General features: G+C 59.4%; 19 protein-coding genes. 8 read left to right on the forward strand and 11 right to left on the reverse strand.

The annotated features are described in order from the left end of the window. Positions 1-367 precede the first annotated feature (367 nt). The 3 genes from pflB to ycaO form a co-directional block, all read right to left on the reverse strand. Positions 368-2,650 carry a formate C-acetyltransferase gene (gene pflB, locus AB5Y80_RS08600; RefSeq protein ID WP_010674504.1) on the reverse strand — a complete coding sequence of 761 codons (2,283 nt, stop codon included), beginning with the start codon at positions 2,648-2,650 and terminating at the stop codon, positions 368-370. A gap of 41 nt (positions 2,651-2,691) precedes the next feature. Then, positions 2,692-3,540, reverse strand: coding sequence for a formate transporter FocA (gene focA, locus AB5Y80_RS08605; RefSeq protein ID WP_010674505.1), 849 nt, complete (start codon positions 3,538-3,540; stop codon positions 2,692-2,694). 381 nt (positions 3,541-3,921) lie between these two features. Beyond that, entirely contained in the window at positions 3,922-5,682 is a 1,761-nt protein-coding gene (ycaO, locus tag AB5Y80_RS08610; RefSeq protein ID WP_104455832.1) for a 30S ribosomal protein S12 methylthiotransferase accessory factor YcaO, read from the reverse strand. Positions 5,683-6,017: 335 nt separating this feature from the next. Between ycaO and AB5Y80_RS08615 the strand changes: the two genes are divergently transcribed. Further along, positions 6,018-6,701, forward strand: coding sequence for a B3/4 domain-containing protein (locus tag AB5Y80_RS08615; protein WP_219604723.1), 684 nt, complete (start codon positions 6,018-6,020; stop codon positions 6,699-6,701). Positions 6,702-6,917: 216 nt separating this feature from the next. Here the strand turns inward: AB5Y80_RS08615 and sugE are convergent, their stop codons facing one another. Continuing rightward, positions 6,918-7,232 (reverse strand): quaternary ammonium compound efflux SMR transporter SugE, encoded by a 315-nt coding sequence (gene sugE, locus AB5Y80_RS08620; protein ID WP_011705814.1) that lies wholly within the window; start codon positions 7,230-7,232, stop codon positions 6,918-6,920. Between the two features lie 340 nt (positions 7,233-7,572). Between sugE and asd the strand changes: the two genes are divergently transcribed. Beyond that, positions 7,573-8,685 (forward strand): aspartate-semialdehyde dehydrogenase, encoded by a 1,113-nt coding sequence (asd, locus tag AB5Y80_RS08625; protein WP_104455834.1) that lies wholly within the window; start codon positions 7,573-7,575, stop codon positions 8,683-8,685. Between the two features lie 116 nt (positions 8,686-8,801). Here asd and cspD read toward each other — a convergent pair whose 3' ends face one another. Further along, a complete protein-coding gene (cspD, locus tag AB5Y80_RS08630) occupies positions 8,802-9,020 on the reverse strand; it encodes a cold shock-like protein CspD (RefSeq protein WP_010674510.1) in 219 nt (72 codons plus the stop codon). Positions 9,021-9,248: 228 nt separating this feature from the next. Between cspD and clpS the strand changes: the two genes are divergently transcribed. Both clpS and clpA read left to right on the forward strand, forming a co-directional pair. Further along, positions 9,249-9,566, forward strand: coding sequence for an ATP-dependent Clp protease adapter ClpS (gene clpS, locus AB5Y80_RS08635; protein ID WP_005325410.1), 318 nt, complete (start codon positions 9,249-9,251; stop codon positions 9,564-9,566). A gap of 60 nt (positions 9,567-9,626) precedes the next feature. Further along, positions 9,627-11,879, forward strand: a complete 2,253-nt coding sequence (gene clpA / locus AB5Y80_RS08640) for an ATP-dependent Clp protease ATP-binding subunit ClpA (protein WP_274798617.1) — start codon at positions 9,627-9,629, stop codon at positions 11,877-11,879. Between the two features lie 69 nt (positions 11,880-11,948). Here the strand turns inward: clpA and infA are convergent, their stop codons facing one another. The 3 genes from infA to aat all read right to left on the reverse strand — a co-directional run bounded on the left by infA (position 11,949) and on the right by aat (position 13,656). Further along, positions 11,949-12,167: a translation initiation factor IF-1 gene (gene infA / locus AB5Y80_RS08645; RefSeq protein ID WP_005300033.1), complete on the reverse strand. Its 219-nt coding sequence runs from the start codon at positions 12,165-12,167 to the stop codon at positions 11,949-11,951. A 68-nt stretch (positions 12,168-12,235) separates the two neighbouring features. Continuing rightward, entirely contained in the window at positions 12,236-12,952 is a 717-nt protein-coding gene (locus AB5Y80_RS08650; RefSeq protein WP_010674512.1) for an arginyltransferase, read from the reverse strand. Continuing rightward, positions 12,949-13,656 carry a leucyl/phenylalanyl-tRNA--protein transferase gene (gene aat, locus AB5Y80_RS08655; RefSeq protein WP_368172808.1) on the reverse strand — a complete coding sequence of 236 codons (708 nt, stop codon included), beginning with the start codon at positions 13,654-13,656 and terminating at the stop codon, positions 12,949-12,951. The genes AB5Y80_RS08650 and aat overlap by 4 nt, the downstream gene beginning before the upstream one ends. A 17-nt stretch (positions 13,657-13,673) precedes the next feature. On the opposite strand from aat, the gene AB5Y80_RS08660 reads away from it, so the two are divergent. Further along, on the forward strand, positions 13,674-14,144 hold the full coding sequence (locus AB5Y80_RS08660) for a glycine zipper 2TM domain-containing protein (RefSeq protein ID WP_041211363.1): 471 nt from the start codon (positions 13,674-13,676) through the stop codon (positions 14,142-14,144). 83 nt (positions 14,145-14,227) lie between these two features. Here AB5Y80_RS08660 and AB5Y80_RS08665 read toward each other — a convergent pair whose 3' ends face one another. The 3 genes from AB5Y80_RS08665 to ald all read right to left on the reverse strand — a co-directional run bounded on the left by AB5Y80_RS08665 (position 14,228) and on the right by ald (position 17,777). Further along, positions 14,228-15,469: a diguanylate cyclase gene (locus AB5Y80_RS08665; RefSeq protein ID WP_029314438.1), complete on the reverse strand. Its 1,242-nt coding sequence runs from the start codon at positions 15,467-15,469 to the stop codon at positions 14,228-14,230. A gap of 58 nt (positions 15,470-15,527) precedes the next feature. After that, the gene (trxB, locus tag AB5Y80_RS08670) at positions 15,528-16,478 is read right to left on the reverse strand and encodes a thioredoxin-disulfide reductase (protein ID WP_010674516.1); all 951 of its coding nucleotides are present in this window, start codon (positions 16,476-16,478) and stop codon (positions 15,528-15,530) included. 183 nt (positions 16,479-16,661) lie between these two features. Beyond that, positions 16,662-17,777: an alanine dehydrogenase gene (ald, locus tag AB5Y80_RS08675; protein WP_010674517.1), complete on the reverse strand. Its 1,116-nt coding sequence runs from the start codon at positions 17,775-17,777 to the stop codon at positions 16,662-16,664. A gap of 150 nt (positions 17,778-17,927) precedes the next feature. Between ald and lrp the strand changes: the two genes are divergently transcribed. The 3 genes from lrp to lolA all read left to right on the forward strand — a co-directional run bounded on the left by lrp (position 17,928) and on the right by lolA (position 21,793). Then, entirely contained in the window at positions 17,928-18,419 is a 492-nt protein-coding gene (lrp, locus tag AB5Y80_RS08680; RefSeq protein ID WP_005300047.1) for a leucine-responsive transcriptional regulator Lrp, read from the forward strand. A 189-nt stretch (positions 18,420-18,608) separates the two neighbouring features. Continuing rightward, the gene (locus tag AB5Y80_RS08685) at positions 18,609-21,113 is read left to right on the forward strand and encodes a DNA translocase FtsK (RefSeq protein ID WP_041211364.1); all 2,505 of its coding nucleotides are present in this window, start codon (positions 18,609-18,611) and stop codon (positions 21,111-21,113) included. Between the two features lie 71 nt (positions 21,114-21,184). Then, entirely contained in the window at positions 21,185-21,793 is a 609-nt protein-coding gene (gene lolA / locus AB5Y80_RS08690) for an outer membrane lipoprotein chaperone LolA (protein ID WP_039039163.1), read from the forward strand. Positions 21,794-21,860: the final 67 nt, after the last annotated feature.

Raw genomic sequence — 21,860 nt, forward strand, 5'->3', positions numbered from 1 at the left:
CCTGAGTACCTGAGTACCTGAGTACCTGAGTACCTGAGTACCTGAGTACCTGAGTACCTGAGTACCTGAGTACCTGAGTACCTGAGTACCTGAGTGCCTGAGTGCCTGAGTGCCTGAGTGCCTGAGTGCCTGAGTGCCTGAGTGCCTGAGTGCCTGAGTGCCGGTGGGCACATCCGTGCATCAAGCGCAGGAGGGGAGTGGAGAGGGGCATCATAGAGAGGGGCGTTAGGAGGCTAACGTCTGGCCGAGCCTGCGGGTCAGAGCCTGTGAGTCAGGGGGCCTGTGAGGTAGGAAACGGCTTGCACACCGGCTAACGGCCATAAAAAAACCGGCGCCTGGGCGCCGGTTTTTGTTCACCGAGACGCTATTACAGAGAAGCGGTGAAGGTACGGGTGATGACGTCTTGCTGTTGCTCCTTGGTCAAGGAGTTGAAGCGAACGGCATAACCGGATACGCGGATGGTCAACTGCGGATATTTCTCCGGGTTTTCCATGGCGTCCAGCAGCATTTCACGGTTCATTACGTTGACGTTCAGGTGCTGACCACCTTCCAGGTTGGCTTCATGGTGGAAGTAACCATCCATCAGGCCGGCCAGGTTGGCTTTCTGGGCTTCCATGTCTTTGCCCAGCGCGTTCGGCACGATGGAGAAGGTATAGGAGATACCATCTTTGGCGTAGGCGAACGGCAGCTTGGCGACGGACGTCAGGGAAGCAACGGCACCCTTCTGGTCACGACCGTGCATCGGGTTGGCACCCGGGCCGAACGGCGCACCGGCGCGACGACCATCCGGGGTGTTACCGGTCTTCTTGCCGTACACCACGTTGGAGGTGATGGTCAGCACGGACTGGGTAGCCACGGCACCGCGGTAGGTGTTGAGCTTCTGAATCTTCTTCATGAAGCGCTCGACCAGGTCGCAGGCGATGTCATCGACGCGAGCGTCGTTGTTGCCGAACTGCGGGTACTCGCCTTCGATTTCGAAGTCGATGGAGACGCCATCGGCATCACGTACCGGCTTGACCTTGGCGTACTTGATGGCAGACAGGGAGTCAGCGGCTACGGACAGACCGGCGATACCACAGGCCATGGTGCGATAGACGTCACGGTCGTGCAGCGCCATCAGGGAGGCTTCGTAGCTGTACTTGTCGTGCATGTAGTGGATGATGTTCAGGGCGGCGACATACTGCTTGGCCAGCCAGTCCATGAAGTGATCCAGTCTGTCCATCACGTCGTTGTAGTCGAGGTACTCGGAGGTGACCATTTCGGTCTTAGGACCGACCTGGATCTTGAGCTTCTCGTCCATACCGCCGTTGATTGCATACAGCATGGTCTTGGCCAGGTTGGCACGGGCACCGAAGAACTGCATCTGTTTGCCGACGATCATCGGAGACACACAGCAAGCGATGGCGTAGTCATCGTTGTTGAAGTCCGGACGCATCAGGTCGTCGTTCTCGTACTGAACGGAAGAGGTCTCGATGGATACCTTGGCGCAGTACTTCTTGAAACCGACCGGCAGCTTCTCGGACCACAGGATGGTCAGGTTCGGCTCAGGGGACGGGCCCATGGTGTACAGGGTGTTCAGCATACGGAAGCTGTTCTTGGTGACCAGGGTACGGCCATCAACGCCCATACCGGCCAGGGTCTCGGTGGCCCACATCGGGTCGCCGGAGAACAGTGAATCGTATTCCGGGGTACGCAGGAAGCGAACCATACGCAGCTTCATGACCATGTGGTCCATCAGCTCCTGGGCTTCTTGCTCGGTGATCAGGCCTTTTTGCAGGTCACGCTCGATGTAGATGTCCAGGAAGCTGGAGGTACGACCGAAGGACATGGCCGCGCCGTTCTGGGACTTGACTGCCGCCAGGTAGGCGAAGTAGGTCCACTGGACGGCTTCTTTGGCGGTCTTGGCCGGTACGGAGATGTCGCAGCCATATTTGGCAGCCATCACCTTCATCTGGGCCAGGGCACGGTGCTGCTCGGAGATCTCTTCGCGCAGACGGATGGTGGCTTCCAGGTTGACACCGTTTTCCAGGTCAGCCTGCAGGGACTTGAACTGAGCCAGTTTGTCGGCCATCAGGAAGTCGATACCGTACAGGGCAACACGGCGGTAGTCACCGATGATGCGGCCACGGCCGTAGGCATCCGGCAGACCGGTGATGACGCCGGACTTGCGGCAGTTCAGGATGTCTTTGGTGTAGACGTCGAACACGCCCTGGTTGTGAGTCTTGCGGTACTCGGTGAAGATCTTCTCGACCATGGGGTCAAGCTGGCGACCGTACACTTCGCAAGAGGTCTTGACCATCTTGATACCGCCGTTGGCGATGATGGCGCGCTTGAGCGGTTTGTCGGTCTGCAGACCAACGATTTGCTCCAGGCTCTGGTCGATATAGCCGGCATCGTGAGCGGTAATGGTGGAGGGCAGGTCGGTATCAAAATCGACCGGCGCGTGAGTGCGGTTCTCGATCTTGATGCCTTCCATGACCTTGTCCCACAGCTTGGTGGTGGCTTCGGTCGCGCCAGCCAGGAAGGACTCGTCACCTTCATACGGGGTGTAGTTCTTCTGGATGAAGTCACGGGTGTTGACAGAGGTCTGCCATTCACCGGCTGCGAAGCCTTCCCATGCTTTTTGGAACTGTTCGTTAAGTTCTGCCATTTTCATTACCTCTCAAGGTATTTATGTGTCTGCCGCCATCCTTAATGATGGCGACGGAAGATAAACCAGTAAGTCAGCCCAACCATGACGCCACCACCAATGATATTACCTATGGTGACGGGAATGAGGTTGTGCAGGACGAAGTTGGACACGGTCAGGTCGGCAAAGGTTGCCGGATCCTGGCCGATGGCCTGCCAGAATTCCGGGCTCGCGACGCTGTGGATGGCGATACCGACCGGGATCATAAACATGTTTGCGATGCTGTGCTCGAAACCTGAGGCCACGAACATGGCGACGGGGAGCAACATCACCATCACCTTGTCGGTGGCGCTGCGGGCGCCGAAGGCCATCCACACGGCGAGACACACCATGAGGTTGCAGAGGATGCCAAGGGCCACGGCTTCAAAGAAGGTGTGGTGGATCTTGTGCTGGGCCACTTTCATGGCGTTCAGCCCCCACTGACCATCCGCTGCCGTGTATTCCGCCGACATGATGATGAGGCCGACGATGATGAGACCGCCGATGAGGTTGCCGAAGTAGACCAGTCCCCAGTTCTTGAGCAGCTGGGCCCAGCTGATGCGATTCGCCGCCTTGGCTACCAGGGTGAGGGTAGTGGAGGTGAACAGTTCGGCGCCGAGCAGGACGCAGAGGATGAGACCGAGGGAGAAGCAGATGCCGCCCACCAGCTTGGACATGCCCCAGGCCATGCCGCTTGAGCCCGTGGTGACGGTGATATAGAAGACGAAGGCGATGGCGATGAAGGCGCCAGCGGTGATGGCCAGGGGAATGACCTTGTATGCGGGCTTGGTGGCCTTGGCATAGGTAATGTCTTCGGCCAGGGCGGCGATGGCTTCGGGCTTCAGACAATCAAAGGGAGATTCTGCTTTCAATTCTCAGTACCTGCATATTTTGCCTGTGGAAATCATAACAAAGGGGCTGATCCCCAAAATTGACTCCGATCAAGAATTACAGATTGTGAATGTAATTTTACTACAGGATTTTTCGCCATCCGGAAGCGTTTCTTTACACCAGGTTTCAGGTGAAACAGAAATGAGTCTGTTATTAATTTTATGATTTTTAAGAACTTATAAAGGACACCCTGAAAAACGTACCGGCAAGGCACCTGTGCAGCCGCACTGCACCATGAGTGCCAAATTAACAACCCCCTAAGAGGTATTTTTTGTCTTTTATTTCATCTTTGTGGCACGGCCAGCCAAAGCGTAGACCATAAAACAGAAGGGGCCATAAGGCCCCTTCGTCACGCTAGCATATCAGTTCCAGGTATGGATTCGTTTGGCTTTTTGCAATTTCTCGTAAGCGGCCAGCAGTTTCTGGTGCAGCGGGAACTGGGAGAGGGAGAGATCGGCGGCTTCCAGACCGTGGAAGCGCGCCTCGCCGCGGGCGTTGGCCCACGCCTGCGCCAGGGTCTCTTCCCCGAACATGCGGGCGAACACCGGGCGGTACTGCTCGGGGTCGCGATCCTCGTCGAGGAAAAGCTCGACGCAGGCGCGCAGGGCGCGGTAGTAAGCGGCGCGATCCGCCGGGAACACCGACTGGTTGAACTCCATGGTCCAGTCGATGAGGTCGAGGGCGCTCTCCAGGTCGCCTGCGGCCAGCGCCAGCATGGCTTTGAGCTCACCGACGCGCAGGGTGTGCAGGGCAGTGCCCTTGGCGGCGGCGATGCCGAGCAGCTCGCGCACCCGGGTCCGCTCGTCGTGCCCCTCTTCATCCAGCTGGTCGAACAGGGCCATGTACTGCTCTGCGTCCCACTCGAGCGCCGGCAGCGCCAGGATGGTCTCCCGCAGGTGGGCCCCCATGGTGTTGTTGGCCAGCAGCAGATCTTCCACCGGATAGATGTCGGACATGCCGGGCACCAGGATACGGCAGGCGTAGACACCCAGATGCTCGTAGTCGGCGATGTAGACCGGCTGCTCCAGCTCGTGGAAGATGCCGATCAGGTGGTCGAACTCCTCTTGCGAGGTGCCACGGAAGTCCCAGTCGGCAAACTCGAAGTCGGACTCTTCCTTGAACAGATCCCAGCTGATGAGGCCGGAGGAGTCGATGAAGTGGGTCTCCAGGTTGTGGTGATCCGCCACCTGCTCGTTGTCGAACGACGGCGGCACGAAGACGTCCAGATCCTTGAGGCTGCGCCCTTGCAGCAGTTCGGTGACGGTACGCTCGAAGGCGACCTCGAAGCGCGGGTGGGCGCCGAAGGAGGCAAAGCAGGTGCCGTTGCTCGGGTTGAGCAGCACCACGCAGATGACCGGATAACGGCCGCCGAGGGAGGCATCGAAGCTGTAGATGGGGAAGCCTTCGGCCTCCAGTGCATCGATGGACGCCTTGATGCCCGGGTAACGGGCGATGACCTCGCCCGGGATCTGGGGCAGGCTGATGGCCTCGGCGATGATCTTGTTCTTCACGTGGCGCTCGAACACCTCCGACAACCCCTGGGTGCGGGCCTCGGTGCGGGTGTTGCCGGCACTCATGCCGTTGGAAACATACAGGTTGCCGACGATGTTCATCGGGATATAGACGGTCTGGTGGTCGGACTGGCGCTCGAAGGGCAGGGCGACGATGCCGCGCTCCTCGTTGCCGGATTGCAGGTCCACCAGCATGTCGGCGGTCACTTCACCGTCCGGGTTGTAGAACTTGCGGGTGAAGGAGTCGAGCAGACCGGCGGGCAGCTGATCCCCCTCGATGGGGAACCACTTCTCGTTCGGGTAGTGGACGAAGTCGCCATTGGCGACCTGCTCGCCCAGGTAGAAGTCGGCGAAGAAGTAGTTGGTGGAGAGACGCTCGAAATACTCGCCAAGGGCGGAGGCGAGCGCCGCCTTCTTGCTGGCACCCTTGCCGTTGGTGAAGCAGAGGGCGCACTCCTTGTCCCGGATGTGCACGGACCAGACGTTGGGCACGGGGTTGAGCCAGGAGGCCTCTTCGATATCAAACCCCAGGGCTTGCAGCTTGGTCTGGAAGCGTTCGATGGAGTCTTCCAGCGCTGCGTCCTTGCCGGGAATAAAAGTGTGGTCGGTCATCACAATGTCCTGATTTTATGGGCTCATGTTTGGACGCAGATAATAGCATGAGTGACGGGGAAAGCGGCCAGGGCAATGGTGTGGGCTTGCCCAGGTCTGCATTGGATGGGCGGGGTGTGGTAGTGGGGCCGGGCGGTGCGCTGCGGGGCGGCGATTTTTCATGGGAAAGAGGGTTGGGTCATCAGTTTTACTTAACATAATTAAGATAAAGTAAATTTTATTATGTCCCTGTGCCCTTCATCATGGCGTCAACCGTTGGCGGGGGAAGGAAAAGAGGGGAGCGCCCGTGCCCGTTCCGCCACCCCGTCTTGATGAGCCTTGACCAGGAGTGCTGAATGTTCCCGATGATCCCCCGTATCGACCCCGAGATAGCCAGGTTGGCGCCGGGCTTTTGTGCCCTCAGCATCGTGGTGGAAGCCGCCCCCGTGATTGACACTCTGGTGGGGGAGCGGGCCCTGGCCCGGGCATGTGCGGCCCTTGGCACCGACGAGGCCCCCTGGGCCCTTGAACATCTGGCCGCCTGGGATCAGGTATTCAAGGGGTTTGGCGCCAAGCCTGCCCGCACGCCCTGCTCGGCCCAGGCACTGCGCAAGCGGGTGCTGCGCGATGGCGTCTTGCCCGCCATCGATCCCGTGGTGGATCTCTACAACGCCATCAGCATCGAGTATGCCATTCCCGTGGGCGGGGAGGATCTGGCGGCCTATGTGGGAGCGCCGCGCCTGGTGATTGCCGATGGCAGCGAATGCTTTGACACCCTCAAAGAAGGGCTGCCAACCCAGGAGGCACCGGCTCCCGGAGAGGTGGTGTGGCGGGACGATCTCGGCGTCACCTGTCGCCGCTGGAACTGGCGCCAGGGGATCCGCACGCGCCTGAGCCTCTCTTCCCCCCGGATGTGGTTCATTCTGGAGTGTCTGCCGCCGATGCCGCGCACGGCCTTGTGGGAGGCCGGCGACAGGCTGATTGCCGGTCTTACGCAGATGATGCCTGGGGTTCGCATCGAGCAGACGCTGGTGGAGTGATTGAAGGAGCAGACGAAAAGATAAAAGGAGGCGCCTCATGCTCGCCCGGGCGGTCATGGGGAGGATCTTGCTCGCCATGCCACGTCTGTGCCGCCCGCCTTTACCCACTGCCTGCGAACACATCAGCAAGCAGAGGAACACAGCAACACGCCGGGCTGACATCGTCCCCTGGAGCTTGCCACGTCGGGGCCGGTGTACCCGGCCCTTTCAGCGCGCCTAACCGATGAATTTCAGACCCAGGATCCCGCCGATGATGAGCAGCAGGCAGAGCACCCGGGCCAGGGTGGCCGGTTCGTTGAACAGCCAGATCCCCATCAGCACGGTGCCGACCGCGCCGATGCCAGTCCAGACCGCGTAGGCGGTACCAAGGGGCAACTGTTTGACCGCCATGGCGAGCAGCAGCACGCTCACCCCCATGGCGATCAGGGTCAGCAGGGTGGGGAGGGGACGGCTGAAACCGTCGGTGTATTTGAGGCCGATGGCCCAGGCGACCTCGAACAGGCCGGCCAACAGCAATAGCAACCAGGACATAAGGCAGATTCCGCAGGAAGCAGGGTCGTCCCTGCGTATCAGGAGGCCTCGGGGCCGTCCCCGAGGGGCAGCGGGGCTGCCGGTCGGTCTCAATGATGCCCCAACTGGAGGCAGGATGCCAACCGGCTGCCCGCAGGTCGGCCAGGCCGACGGATATTGCAGCGAATGGCACAGAATATTGCGCAATTCGACTTGCGCCCGCCGTCACAATCCGTAATGTGGACAGACGCATTTTTTGCAACTCATATATTGTGAATCCCTTGTAAACGGCTGGCGCCAAGGCAGGGGGTCACGGGTACCACACACGATTTCTATAAGCAGCTATCCAGGGTAGGACATTATGAAAAAAGTAGGTTTGGTCGGTTGGCGTGGCATGGTGGGTTCGGTCTTGATGAGCCGGATGCAGGAAGAGAAGGATTTTGCCCGCATTCAACCCACCTTCTTCACCACCTCCCAGGCCGGTGAGGCCGCCCCCAATTTTGGCGTCGATGCCGGCACCCTGCAGGACGCCTTCGATCTCGAGGCACTGGCCGCGCAGGACGTCATCATCACCGCCCAGGGCGGCGACTACACCAAGGATGTCTATCCGCGCCTGAAAGCCGCCGGCTGGCAGGGCTACTGGATTGATGCTGCCTCCTCCCTGCGCATGGAGAAGGACGCCGTTATCATCCTGGATCCGGTCAACGGCGACGTCATCGAAGATGCCCTGAACAACGGCATCAAGACCTTCGTTGGCGGCAACTGCACCGTCAGCCTGATGCTGCTGGCCTTGGGTGGCCTGTTCAAGGCCGATCTGGTGGAGTGGGTGAGCGTGGCCACCTATCAGGCGGCCTCCGGTGGTGGTGCCCGCCACATGCGCGAGCTGGTCACCCAGATGGGCATGCTGCGGGATGAAGTGGCGGTGGAGCTGGCGGATCCCGCCTCCGCCATCCTCGACATCGAGCGCAAGATCACCGAGAAGACCCGCTCCGGCACCCTGCCGGTGGACAACTTCGGTGTGCCGCTGGCCGGTGGCCTCATTCCCTGGATCGACACCAAGCTCGACAACGGCCAGAGCCGTGAAGAGTGGAAGGGCCAGGCCGAGACCAACAAAATCCTCGGCATCGACGGGGCCGCCATTCCGGTGGATGGTCTGTGCGTGCGCATCGGCGCCCTGCGCTGCCACAGCCAGGCCTTCACCATCAAGCTGAAAAAAGACGTGCCGCTGGCGGAAATCGAAGCCCTGCTGGCCGCCCATAACGACTGGGTCAAGGTGATCCCCAACGATCGCGACATCACCGCCCGCGAGCTGACCCCGGCTGCCGTTACTGGCACCCTCAGCATCCCGGTGGGTCGTCTGCGCAAGCTCAATATGGGCCCGGAATACCTGGCCGCCTTTACCGTGGGTGACCAACTGTTGTGGGGCGCCGCCGAACCGCTGCGCCGCATGCTGAACATCCTGCTGGCCCGCTGAGGTAGCTGCAGCAGGGAACAAGGAAGGCCTGGCCTTTCTTGTTCCCCTCTTCGTGCCTGTCCATAAAAAAGCGGCATCCCTTGGGATGCCGCTTTTTAATTTATCCAGTTTGACTCTTAGATGTTCTGTGCTTCGTTTGGCACGATGACAGAGGCATGATTTCCTTTCGGCCCCTGCTGCAGTTCAAAGTTGACTGCCTGACCTGCTTTCAAGGTCTTGTAACCTTCCATTTGAATCGTGGAGTAGTGAGCGAAGATGTCTTCACCACCGCCTTCCGGACAGATAAACCCAAATCCTTTTGCGTTGTTGAACCACTTGACTGTTCCGGTTGCCATACATCTACATCCTTTTATTGATTACCCTGAAGTCGTTGAGTAACCTGCGCCAGCCTTATATAACTAGGGCATGACCCCGTAGCAGACGGGCGCCGATTAGCAAGTAACCAATCTAGTCCAACTTTTAAGCGAGTCAAGAAGTTGTTAACAACCGATGTGATCTGGTTAACAAGTCTATTGACAATCTTGAGCGACACGGTAGTAATCTAGAGGTACCAAAGCGCAACTATGAGCAAGCAGAAAGAACTCTTTGCTAATGAAGAGATTGCAGAAGCAGAGAAAACGAAGCTGCAACCGCCACCCATGTACAAGGTCGTCCTGAACAACGACGACTACACACCGATGGAGTTCGTGGTGGAGGTGCTGCAAAGGTTCTTTGGTATGGATCTGGAGAAGGCCACTCAGGTGATGCTGAGCGTGCATTATAGTGGTAAGGGAGTCTGCGGCACATTTACCGCCGAGATTGCCGAGACCAAAGTGGTCCAGGTCAACACCTATTCACGTAACAACGAACATCCACTGCTATGTACCATGGAAAAGGCTTGAATCTGATGACTTGATGGCGATAACGACACCGCATTGTTGCTGTACTGAGGGGAGGTGCCTATGTTGAACAAAGATCTAGAAAAGACGCTGAACGAGGCTTTCAAGCTGGCCCGTGACGAGCGCCACGAATTCATGACCGTCGAGCACCTGTTGTTGGCCCTGCTGGATAACAGCTCAGCCCATGAGGCGCTGAGTTCATGTGGTGCGGATGTGGAACAGATGCGCAAAGAGATCCGCGCCTTCATCAATCAAACGACCCCGCTCATCCCCCGTGACGACGAAGACAGGGAAACCCAGCCTACGCTGGGCTTCCAGCGCGTGCTGCAACGTGCCGTCTTCCATGTCCAGTCGTCCGGCAATACCGAGGTGAGCGGTGCCAATGTCCTGGTCGCCATCTTCAGCGAACAAGAGTCCCAGGCCGCCTACTTCCTGAAAAAAGCCGAAATAAGCCGCCTGGATGTGGTGAACTTCCTGTCCCACGGGGTGCGCAAGGACAACAAGCCCGAGAGTGGTGGCAACAATGCGGAATCTGATGACGAGGTATCCTCTGCCCAGATAGAAAGCTTTGCCACCAATCTCAACCAGCTGGTGCTGGAGGGGCGCATCGATCCGCTCATCGGCCGTGATCAGGAGCTCAATCGCACCATTCAGGTATTGTGCCGCCGTCGCAAGAACAACCCCTTGCTGGTCGGGGAAGCCGGTGTGGGCAAGACCGCCATCGCTGAAGGGCTTGCCTACCGTATCGTCAAGGGGGATGTGCCCGAGGTGATTGCGGGTAGCACCATCTACTCCCTGGACATGGGCTCCTTGCTGGCGGGCACCAAGTATCGTGGTGACTTCGAGAAGCGCCTCAAGGTGCTGCTCAAGCAGATCGAACGTCAGGAGGGGGCCATCCTCTTCATCGACGAGATCCACACCATCATTGGCGCTGGTGCGGCTTCCGGTGGCCAGCTGGATGCGGCCAACCTCATCAAGCCGCTGCTCTCCAATGGTTTGCTGCGCTGCGTGGGCTCCACCACCTACCAGGAATATGCCCAGATCTTCGAGAAGGACAGGGCTCTGGCTCGTCGCTTCCAGAAGATCGACATCGTCGAACCCACAGTAGACGACACCACTCGCATTCTGATGGGACTCAAGAGCCGTTATGAGTCTCACCATGGCGTGCGTTACACCGTCAAGGCGATCCGGGCGGCGGTGGAGCTCTCCGCCAAGTACATCAATGATCGCCATCTGCCTGACAAGGCCATCGACGTAATCGACGAGGCGGGTGCAGGGCAACGCCTCTTGCCCGCCAGCAAGCGCAAGAAGGTGATCAATGTGCCGGAAATCGAGGCCATTGTTGCCAAGATTGCCCGTATTCCCGAGAAATCTGTCTCCTCCTCCGACAAGGAGGTGCTGAAGAACCTGGAGCGTAATCTCAAGATGGTGGTGTTCGGGCAGGACAAGGCCATCGAGGTGCTGACCGATGCCATTCGGTTGTCACGTTCAGGGCTTGGCAACGAACGCCGACCTGTGGGCTGCTTCCTGTTTGCCGGCCCGACCGGGGTGGGCAAGACCGAAGTGACCCAGCAACTGGGCAAGGCGCTCGGGGTCGAGGTATTGCGATTTGACATGTCGGAATACATGGAACGCCATACCGTGTCCCGGTTGATCGGGGCTCCTCCCGGTTACGTGGGATTCGAGCAGGGAGGGCTGTTGACTGACTCCGTTCTCAAGCATCCGCACTCCGTCGTGCTGCTTGACGAGATCGAGAAGGCGCATCCGGATGTCTTCAACTTGCTGCTGCAGGTGATGGACAACGGTACCCTGACGGACAACAACGGGCGCAAGGCAGATTTTCGCAATGTGATCCTGGTGATGACCACCAACGCAGGGGTTCAGGAAACCCAGCGCAAGTCCATCGGCTTCCAGCAGCAGGACATGAGCCACGATGCCATGGCGGTGATCAACAAGACGTTCAGTCCGGAGTTCCGCAACCGGCTCGATCACACCATCTGGTTCAACCATCTCGACATGGGAGTGATCCATCAGGTGGTCGACAAGTTCATCGTCGAGTTGCAGGTTCAGCTGGATGCCAAGGGCGTTTCACTGGAGGTGTCTGAAGAGGCGCGCCACTGGTTGGCAGAGAAAGGGTATGACAGGGCAATGGGGGCAAGACCCATGGGCCGGGTCATTCAGGAGCACCTCAAGAAGCCCCTGGCCAACGAGATCCTGTTCGGTTCCCTGGTCGATGGCGGCATTGTGAAGGTCGAGCTGGTGAACAACAGCCTCAGCTTTGATTTTCAGGTCAACGTTGAAGCTGTCTCTCACTGACTGTGAGCAAGGCCGGAAATGACAAAAAACCCCAACCGAGAGGCTGGGGTTTTTTGCTGAATTCCTGGCTTAGCGAGAGCGGAAAACAATACGTCCCTTGGAGAGATCGTACGGAGTCAGAGCCACCGTTACTTTGTCCCCAGTCAGGATACGGATGTAGTTTTTGCGCATCTTGCCGGAAATATGAGCGATAACCACGTGACCATTTTCCAGTTCCACACGGAACATGGTATTGGGCAAGGTTTCGAGAATGGTACCCTGCATCTCAATACTGTCTTCTTTAGCCATTGAATCCTCTTGATAAGCCACAACAAAAAACCGCTGGATCATGCCGGATTTAAGGCTATGTGTAAAGTTTACTCGGGCTTGGTGTCGATTTTTTTCCATTCGCCCTGTACCAGCAGCTCATGGGGCAGGTATTGGCGCTTGTAATTCATCTTGCGGCACTCCTCCACCAGATACCCCAGATAGAGCCACTGACGACCGGTACGTCTGGCCAGTTCCAACTGGCTCAGGATGGCGAAGGTGCCGAGCGACCGATCGGCATAGTCGGGGTCGAAGAAGGTGTACATGGCGCTCAGAGAGTGGGGAAGCAGATCCGTGGTGGCCACGCCGATGAGGCGTCCCTCCTTGCGCATCTCCAGATAGAGGGGGGGCATCCAGTCGCAGTGCAGGAATCCCTTGTATTGGGTCCGGCTCGGAGGATACATGCTGCCATCCCGATGACGCTCACGGATATAGCGTTCATAGAGCTGGTAATACTCGGGCTTGTCGTCATAGCTCAGTACGAGTTCGAGATCTCGGTTCAACTGGCGGATGCGTTTCTGCCCACGGCTCGGGGTGAAGCGTTCACTGTGTATGCGCAAGGATTGGCAGGCGCTGCAGGCGGGGCAGTGAGGACGATAGATGTCGTTGCCACTGCGCCGGAATCCTGCCGTCAGCAGCCGTTCGTACCCGGCGGCGTTGAGCAATTCATGGTCCATCAGGACCAGCAACTGCTCCTGCTCGTGACCGAGGTAGCTGCACGGGTGCCTGGGGGTCAGCCCGACCTTGAGGATCACTTCTTCACTCATAGGCTGATTCTCCTCGGTTGCCAGCATCCCTCTTGCAACGGTTGCCGGGTCAGGATGGCCAGGGTGGTCAGAAAGCGCTGCCTTGGCCACTCCTGGACGCCCAGCGTGGCCAGAAAGTCGTTTTGCATCTGGCAGTCGATGAGGGCACCGCCGTGCCCTGCAAAGTGGCGACAGAGGGCCACCATTGCCAGTTTGGCGCCATTGTCGATGCGGCTGAACATGGATTCACCACAAAAGAGTCGGCCCAGGGAGAGGCCATAGAGACCTGCCTGCAACTGATCATCCTGCCAGATCTCGATGGAGTGGGCATGACCGAGGCGATGAAGGCGCCGATAGGCGTCGATCATGGGGGCACTTATCCAGGTGCCGCTGGCGGTGCGACGGGGGGCGGCGCAGGCTGCAATGACGTCATCAAAGGCGCGATTGATGTAAATCTCGAAGGGGGTGCGGCGCAAACACTTCTGCAGGCTGCGGCCGATGTGGAGTTCCTCGGGCACGATGACGCCCCTGGGGTCCGGTGACCACCACAGCAGTGGTTGATGGGGTTCATTCCACGGAAAGATCCCGCTGTGGTAAGCTGCCAGCAATCGAGCGGGGGAGAGATCTCCCCCAATCGCGAGCAGCCCGTTGGGCTCTTCCAGCGCATGGCTGGGGGAGGGAAACCAGCACAGCTCATCATCCAGTTCGGTAAGATAGCGAGACATAAGGCAGAGGTTCATAGATGAAGGCCATTATCCTGATAGTATCCAGCTTGCTTGGCTTTGTCACGGCGCCGGCCTGGAGTGCGGTGTATGAACGCAACACGGCGCGTCCGGTGGAGCAGGTGGTCTTCGGCCAGGTGGATGCGGTGCGCAACATCACCCAGCGCCAGATGGTGGAATCAGAGCATTCCGGCTGGAAAACCCTGGGAGGTGCCGTGCTTGGCGGGCTGCTCGGCAACCAGTTTGGCGGTGGGCACGGGCGGGAAATTGCCACAGCGGTCGGGGCGCTGGCGGGAGCGGCGGCGGTGCAGCAGTTTCAGTCAGGGGGCAGCGTGGTGGAGAACAAGCTGGTGGAGCTGCTGATCCGCAACGAGCAGAACGGGCTCATCAACGTGATCCAGGATTACGATCCGGCCATGGTCTTTGCGCAGGGCGACAAGGTGCGCATCCTCTATTTCAGCGATGGGGTGCGGGTCGACAAGACCTATTGAACGGTGAAGAAGGGATTGACCCGGCGGCCGCCACACAAGGGGCGCCGGGCGGTACTACACGGAGTGCCTCTGCTGATGCTTGCTCAGACGTCCTGACAGACTATCTTGTCTCGCCCGGTATTCTTTGCCTGATACAACTGGCGATCTGCCTCGCTCAGCGCCTCGTCCATGGAGAGCCGCCCGACATTGATGACGCCGAAACTGGCGCGCACAAAGAGCGATATCTCCCGGGACAGCGGTTGCTGGCGCATTTGCAGACGAAGCCCTTCCAGTCGCTTGAGCAGCACGGGAACGGGGCAGTGGGGCACCATCAGGGCAAATTCTTCACCACCGAATCGGGCTATCATGGCATCCGGGAAGAACTGGGTGAGCAGCCTGGCCAGATGACAGAGCAGCTGATCGCCGATGGCATGCCCCCAGTGATCATTGACCTGCTTGAAGTGATCCACGTCGAGCACGCACAGGGAGAGCTGCGCCTGATGGCGCTGATGCTCCTCGAACCACTTTTGACCCTCGTTGAACCAGTAGCGTCTATTGTAAAGTCCGGTCAGGTAGTCTCGGTTGGCCGATTCCTGGATGTTGTTGAACTGCTCAAGGGCCTCCAGGTTGTGGCTGACCCGGCACTGCAGCTCCTCGGGTTCAAAGGGCTGATTGAGAAAATCATTCGCCCCTTGCTTGAGGTAGCGTGCCGAGAGGCCGTGTTTGTCCGATACCGAGATGCCGATGATGGCGAGCTGCTGCTTGCTGTAGCGCTCGCGCAGCATTCGCACCAGGCTGATGCCATCGATCTCCGGCATGTAGTAGTCCACCAGCATCAGGCGAATGGCGGGGTGCTGCTCGAGCTGCGCCAGCGCATCGCGGGCTGAATTGGCCTCGTGCACCTGCAACAACTGCTTGCGCAACTGGGCCGCGGTGCGGTGACGGGAGGTGCGTGAATCGTCGACCACCAAGACTTCGATGGCCTGGTTGAGGTAGAGGCGGTGCACCAGACCGACGGCATATTGCAGGGAGTGACGTGAATCCTTCATCACATAGTCCAGCACCCCGGCCTCCAGCCAGGCTTCCCGCTTCTCTTCGCTGATGTCGGCCGTCAGGATCACCACCGGCAGCCCACGCTCCCTCAGCACATTGACAGCTTCTCCGCCGGGGGCGTCCGGCAGGGTGAGATCCACCAGGGCGACCACATAATCTTCCCCATGGCAATCGCGAGCTCCTTCAAGGGTATCGAACGCGTCGATTTCCAGCCCGGTCTGCTGCGCAATGGCTTGGGTCAGCATACGGCGTACCGTCAGGCTGTCTTCCACTATCATTATTTTTCGTTTCATCCTGCTCCTTGCAATAAAAAAGGGCATGCCAACTGGCATGCCCTTTATATCCTTCCGATTATTGTGCGTCCAGATATCGCTCAGCATCGAGGGCGGCCATGCAGCCGGTCCCTGCGGAGGTGATCGCCTGGCGGTAGACGTGATCGGCCACGTCGCCGGCGGCGAACACGCCCGGGATGCTGGTCTGGGTGGCGAACCCTTCCAGTCCGCCACGCACTTTCAGATAGCCGTTTTCCATCGCCAACTGCCCTTCGAAGATCTGGGTGTTGGGCTGGTGACCGATGGCGATGAAGACCCCCATCAGCGGCAGCTCGGAGGTGGTGTCATCCCGGGTGCTGCGCAGGCGCACACCGGTGACGCCCATGTCGTCACCCAGTACTTCGTCCAGGGTCTGATGGGTGTGCAGGACGATATTGCCGCTCTCGACCTTGTCGTTGAGGCGCTTGATCAGGATCTTCTCGGCGCGGAACTCGTCGCGGCGATGGATGAGGTGTACCTTCTTGGCGATGTTGGCCAGATAGAGTGCCTCTTCCACGGCGGTGTTGCCGCCGCCGACCACGGCCACTTCCTGATTGCGGTAGAAGAAGCCGTCACAGGTGGCGCAGGCGGAGACGCCGCGGCCCTTGAAAGCCTCTTCGGAGGGCAGACCCAGGTATTTGGCGGAGGCTCCGGTGGCGAGGATCAGTGCATCGCAGGTGTATTCACCGTTGTCGCCCTTGAGGCGGAAGGGACGCTCGGTCAGCGTCACTTCATTGATGTGATCAAAGAGGATGCGGGTATCGAACTTCTCTGCATGCTCTTTCATGCGCTCCATCAGGGCCGGGCCGGTCAGCCCTTCCGCGTCCCCTGGCCAGTTTTCCACTTCGGTAGTGGTGGTCAGCTGACCACCTTGCTGCATGCCGGTGATGAGCAGGGGATTGAGGTTGGCGCGAGCGGCATAGACGGCCGCAGTGTAACCTGCCGGGCCGGATCCCAGGATCAGCAGTTTGCTGTGAGTGACTTGGCTCATGATGTGATTTCCGAGACGTGATGAGTTTGCGCGATTGTAGGTAATTCGTGATCCGTGGTCAAAGGCCAGCGCATCGATTGGGGCAATCGCCAACAAGAGGGGTGAGCCGGGAATGGCAGGCATAAAAAAACCGCCCATCGCGGGCGGATTTTCACTCATCTACCTCCCTTTGCAGGGACGCGATCAGTTCAGCAGGGTCAGGGGATCCGTGTAAGCCAGGTTGTGGGCCACGGCAACCTCCTTGCAGGTGATTTTGCCCGCCATCACGTTCAGGCCGTGCAACAGGTGGGGATCGGCGAGCAGTGCGTTGCGATAGCCCTGTTCGGCCAGCTTGATGATGAAGGGGAGGGTGGCGTTGTTCAGGGCCACGGTGGAGGTCCGCGCCACGGCACCCGGCATGTTGGCCACGCAGTAGTGCACCACCTCGTCGACGATGAAGGTGGGATCTTCATGGGTGGTGGCATGGGAGGTCTCGACACAGCCGCCCTGGTCGATGGCCACGTCCACGATGGCTGCACCGGGTTTCATGCGAGCAATGTGGTCACGGCTGACAAGTTTTGGCGCAGTGGCGCCAGGCACCAGCACGCCGCCGATGACCAGGTCCGCCGCCAGCAGATGGCGCTCCAGGGTCTCGCGGTTGGAGTAGACCACCTTGGCAGCCCCTTGGAACTCGCTGTCGAGACGGCGCAGGGTATCGACGTTGTTGTCGAGGATGGTGACGTCGGCACGCAGGCCGACGGCCATGCGGGCTGCGTTGGAGCCCACCACACCACCACCGATGATCACCACCTTGGCCGGTTCCACACCGGGCACACCGCCGAGCAGCACGCCACTGCCGCCACGGGATTTCTCCAGTGCCTGGGCACCGGCCTGAATAGACATGCGTCCGGCCACTTCCGACATGGGGGCCAGCAGGGGCAGACCGCCACGACCGTCCGTGACGGTTTCATAGGCGATGCAGACGGCACCACTGTCGATGAGATCCTGGGTCTGGGCCAGGTCCGGCGCCAGATGCAGATAGGTAAAGAGGGTCTGGCCGGGACGCAGCATGGCCCGTTCCACTGCCTGGGGTTCCTTGACCTTGACGATCATCTCCGCCTTGGCGAAAACTTCGGCAGCGGAGGCCAGGATCTCGGCTCCGGCAGCCAGATAATCTGCGTCACTGAACCCAATGCCATTTCCTGCGCCGCTTTGGACGAAAACAGTATGGTTTCGTGCTGTCAGTTCACGTACACTGGCCGGAACCATGCCTACGCGATATTCATGGTTTTTTATTTCCTTAGGTACACCGATAATCATGCTATCCCTCGTCTATCGATTGGTGGTTTATGTTGCCTAGATGTTAAGCGACATTTGCGCCTAGTATATTCAGGTATTGACAGGATTTGTGACCATTATTATAAAATGACTGGTGATTCTTACCAAAAAATAGCCAAAGGATGGAATTAAATGATGGAAGCTAAGAGTCGGCTAAAGGATTTGGACAGGATTGACCGCAACATTCTGAATGAACTGCAAAAGGATGGCAGGATTTCGAACGTTGAGTTGTCCAAACGAGTTGGCCTGAGTCCCACACCGTGTCTGGAACGGGTTCGTCGCCTGGAGCGACAAGGGTATATCGAAGGATATGCCGCCATTCTGAACCCTCATTATCTGGACGCGTCTCTGCTGGTGTTCGTGGAAATTACCCTCAATCGTGGCGCCCCCGATGTGTTCGAGCAGTTCAACAAGGCTGTTCAGGTGCTCGAAGAGATCCAGGAATGTCATCTGGTGTCCGGTGATTTCGACTATCTGCTCAAGACCCGCGTCAGCGACATGTCCGCTTACCGCCGCCTGCTGGGTGAAACCCTGCTGCGTCTGCCGGGCGTCAACGACACCCGCACCTACGTGGTGATGGAAGAGGTCAAACAGAGCAGTCGTCTGGTGATCAGCACCCGATAAGCGGGGTTGTGCTGTGACTTGCAAGTTCCATGACGAGTCACGATAGTCAGAAACGAGCGGCCGGTCCGCTCGTTTCTTCTTATAGAGAGTTTCAGGCCCGCCCTCAGGCACTGGCTGACAATCGGTGGGCTTTTCAGGGATACTAGGCCCCCTATCCCCGCATTCATGTTTTCACAAAGGAGCCGGAGTTTGGCCGATAAAAAGCTGTTTACTCCTTTATCAGGTACACAACGGATCTTCGAGGCCGTCTTGATCGCCATCACCCTGATGGCTGCCTATCTTTTGCTTGCCCTGCTGACCTACCATCCCGCCGATCCCGGCTGGTCGCAAACCTCCTGGCAAGGGGAGGTGAAGAACCTCGCGGGCAGCGCAGGTGCCTGGCTCGCCGACATCACCATGTTTACCTTCGGGGCCTTCTCCTATCTGGTGCCCCCCCTGGTGGTGCTGCTTGGCTGGAGCCTGTTCTGGCGCCCGAGCAAGCTGCTGGAAGTGGACTACCTCACCCTGTCGGTACGGATCATCGGCTTCGTGCTGACGGTGCTTGGCATGTCCGCCATCGCCAGCATGAACTTCAACGACTTGCAGAACTTTTCCGCCGGCGGCCTGGTGGGGGATGTGATCGCCTCAGCCGTGGTGCCGCTGTTTGGCGGCGTGGGGGCCAACCTGATGCTGCTCTGCTTCGTGGCGACCGGCATCACCCTCTTTACCGGCTGGTCCTGGCTCACCATTGTCGAGCGCATCGGTGCCGCCTGCACCGGCTCAGTCAGCGCCATCTACCATTTCCCCACCACCCTGGGCCGCTGGCTCACCGGTGGTTGGCGCCAGCCCCGCTATGAGGGGCCGGATCCCCTGCTGGAAGGGGGCGTGGGCAGCTTCGATCAGGAAGAGGATGACGAAGACCCCCACGGCAGCTGGACACGCAACCCCAAGGCGAAGAATCGCGCTCAAAAGACAAAAGCTGACGAATGGCTGCCGGAGCTTGACGAAGACACCTTCCAGTTCGATCCGCAGTTTGACGACGAAGAGGACGAGGCTCCGGCGCCTGCCGCCAAGGGCAAGCGTGTGGCCAATGGCCGTCCGCGTCCCGCCGTGCGCCAGGAAGAAGATGACCTCGACTTGCCCTGGGCGGAGGGGGATGACGAACCCGATGCTCCCGTTGCCGCTGCGCCGGTGAAAGCCAAGCGCCGTCCCCAGCCCGGTCTGGCCCCTTTGCCGAGTATCGATCTGCTGGACAGACCGCCCGCCAAGACCCAGATGATGAGCAAGGACGAGCTGGAGCGCATGGGCCGGCTGGTGGAGGCGAAGCTCGCCGATTACAACGTGCAGGCCAAGGTGGTGGGCGTCTATCCCGGTCCCGTCATTACCCGCTTCGAACTGGACCTGGCGCCGGGCATGAAGGCGAGCAAGATCACCAATCTTTCCCGGGATCTTGCCCGTTCTCTCTCTGCCAGCAGCGTGCGGGTGGTGGAAGTGATCCCGGGCAAGACGTTCGTCGGGATCGAGCTGCCCAACCGGGTACGCCAGACCGTCTACCTGCGGGAAACCCTCGACTGCGAGGCGTTTGCGGCCAGCCGCAATCCGCTCACCATGGGGCTGGGTCAGGACATCGCGGGGGAACCCGTGGTGGTGAACCTCGCCAAGATGCCCCACCTGCTGGTGGCCGGTACCACGGGCTCGGGCAAGTCGGTGGGGGTGAACACCATGATCATCTCCATGCTCTACAAATCCTCCCCCGAGGATCTGCGTTTCATCATGATCGACCCCAAGATGCTGGAGCTCTCGGTCTATGAAGGCATTCCGCATCTGCTGACCGAGGTGGTCACCGACATGAAGGATGCCGCCAACGCCCTGCGCTGGTGTGTAGGCGAGATGGAGCGTCGTTACAAGCTGATGTCCGCGGTCGGGGTGCGCAACCTCAAGGGGTACAACGACAAGGTGCTGGCCGCCATCGAGGCGGGGGATCCCCTGGTCGACCCCCTGTGGCGTCCGGGCGACTCCATGGATCAGATGCCGCCGGAGCTGGAAAAACTGCCCCACATCGTGGTGGTGGTGGACGAGTTTGCCGACATGATGATGATCGTCGGCAAGAAGGTGGAGGAGCTGATCGCCCGTATCGCCCAGAAGGCACGGGCGGCCGGTATTCACCTTATCCTCGCGACCCAGCGTCCGTCGGTGGATGTCATTACCGGCCTCATCAAGGCCAACATCCCGACCCGTATCTCCTTCCAGGTGTCGAGCAAGATCGATTCGCGCACCATCCTGGACCAGGGGGGCGCCGAATCCCTGCTCGGCATGGGTGACATGCTCTACATGCCTGCCGGCACCTCCAACCCCACCCGTGTCCACGGTGCCTTCGTCGATGACCACGAGGTACACAAGGTGGTGGCGGACTGGAAACTGCGTGGCGAGCCGGATTACATCGACGAGATCCTCTCCGGCGAGTCGGACGGCGAGGGCGGCGGTGGCGACTTCGGCGGGGGCGGCGATGAAGAGCTCGATCCCCTGTTCGACGAGGCGGTGGCCTTCGTGGTGGAATCCCGCCGTGGCTCCACCTCCAGCGTCCAGCGCAAGTTCAAGATTGGTTACAACCGGGCGGCCCGTCTCATCGAGCAGATGGAAAACCAGGGCATCGTCAGCGCCCCGGGCGGCAACGGCCAGCGCGACGTGCTGGCACCGCCGCCGGTTCGTGACTAAGCCTCACATCATCCTGGCCATGCCCTCTGCGGGCGTGGCCTTTTATCGAGAACCTCCCTATGAAGAGCCTGATGAAAAAACAACTGTTGATGGGTTCCATTCTGCTGGTCGCCAGCAGCCAGGTATGGGCCGATGCGGCCAGTGATCTCAAGGAGAAGCTCTCCTCCGTCAATGTCTTCTCCGCGACATTTGCCCAGACCGTTTATGACAGCAAGGGCAAGGAGCTGCAAAAGGCGAGCGGCTCCCTGCTGGTGCAGCGACCCAACCGCTTCAACTGGCACACTACCTCCCCGGACGAGAGCCTGATCGTGGCCGATGGCAAGGATGTGTGGGTGTACGACCCCTTCGTCGAGCAGGTCACCGCCCTCAAGATGAAGGATGCGGTGCTCAACACCCCCTTCGTGCTCATCGCGGGCAACGACAACAGCCTCTGGAAGAACTATGACGTGACCCAGGAAGGGGATGTCTATACCGTCACCAGCCGCAACAAGGACGAGCTGATCGCCTCCTTTCGCATCACCTTCGACCGTCAGAACAACATCAGTCGCTTCGATGTGAAAGAGGCCCAGGGCCAGTGGAGCGAGTTCACCCTGAGCAGCTTCAACCGCAAACCGGTGCTCAAGGGCAACGAATTTGTCTTCAAGATCCCGAAGGGGGTCGAGCTGGACGACCAGCGCTGATGAGCCAGCCGTTACCGGCGTTATCGTCTGACCGGGCGTTGTTTATGACCGGTCAGATGCAAGGTCA

Source organism: Aeromonas sp. R2-1, assembly GCF_040908425.1.
Classification (GTDB): domain Bacteria; phylum Pseudomonadota; class Gammaproteobacteria; order Enterobacterales; family Aeromonadaceae; genus Aeromonas; species Aeromonas caviae.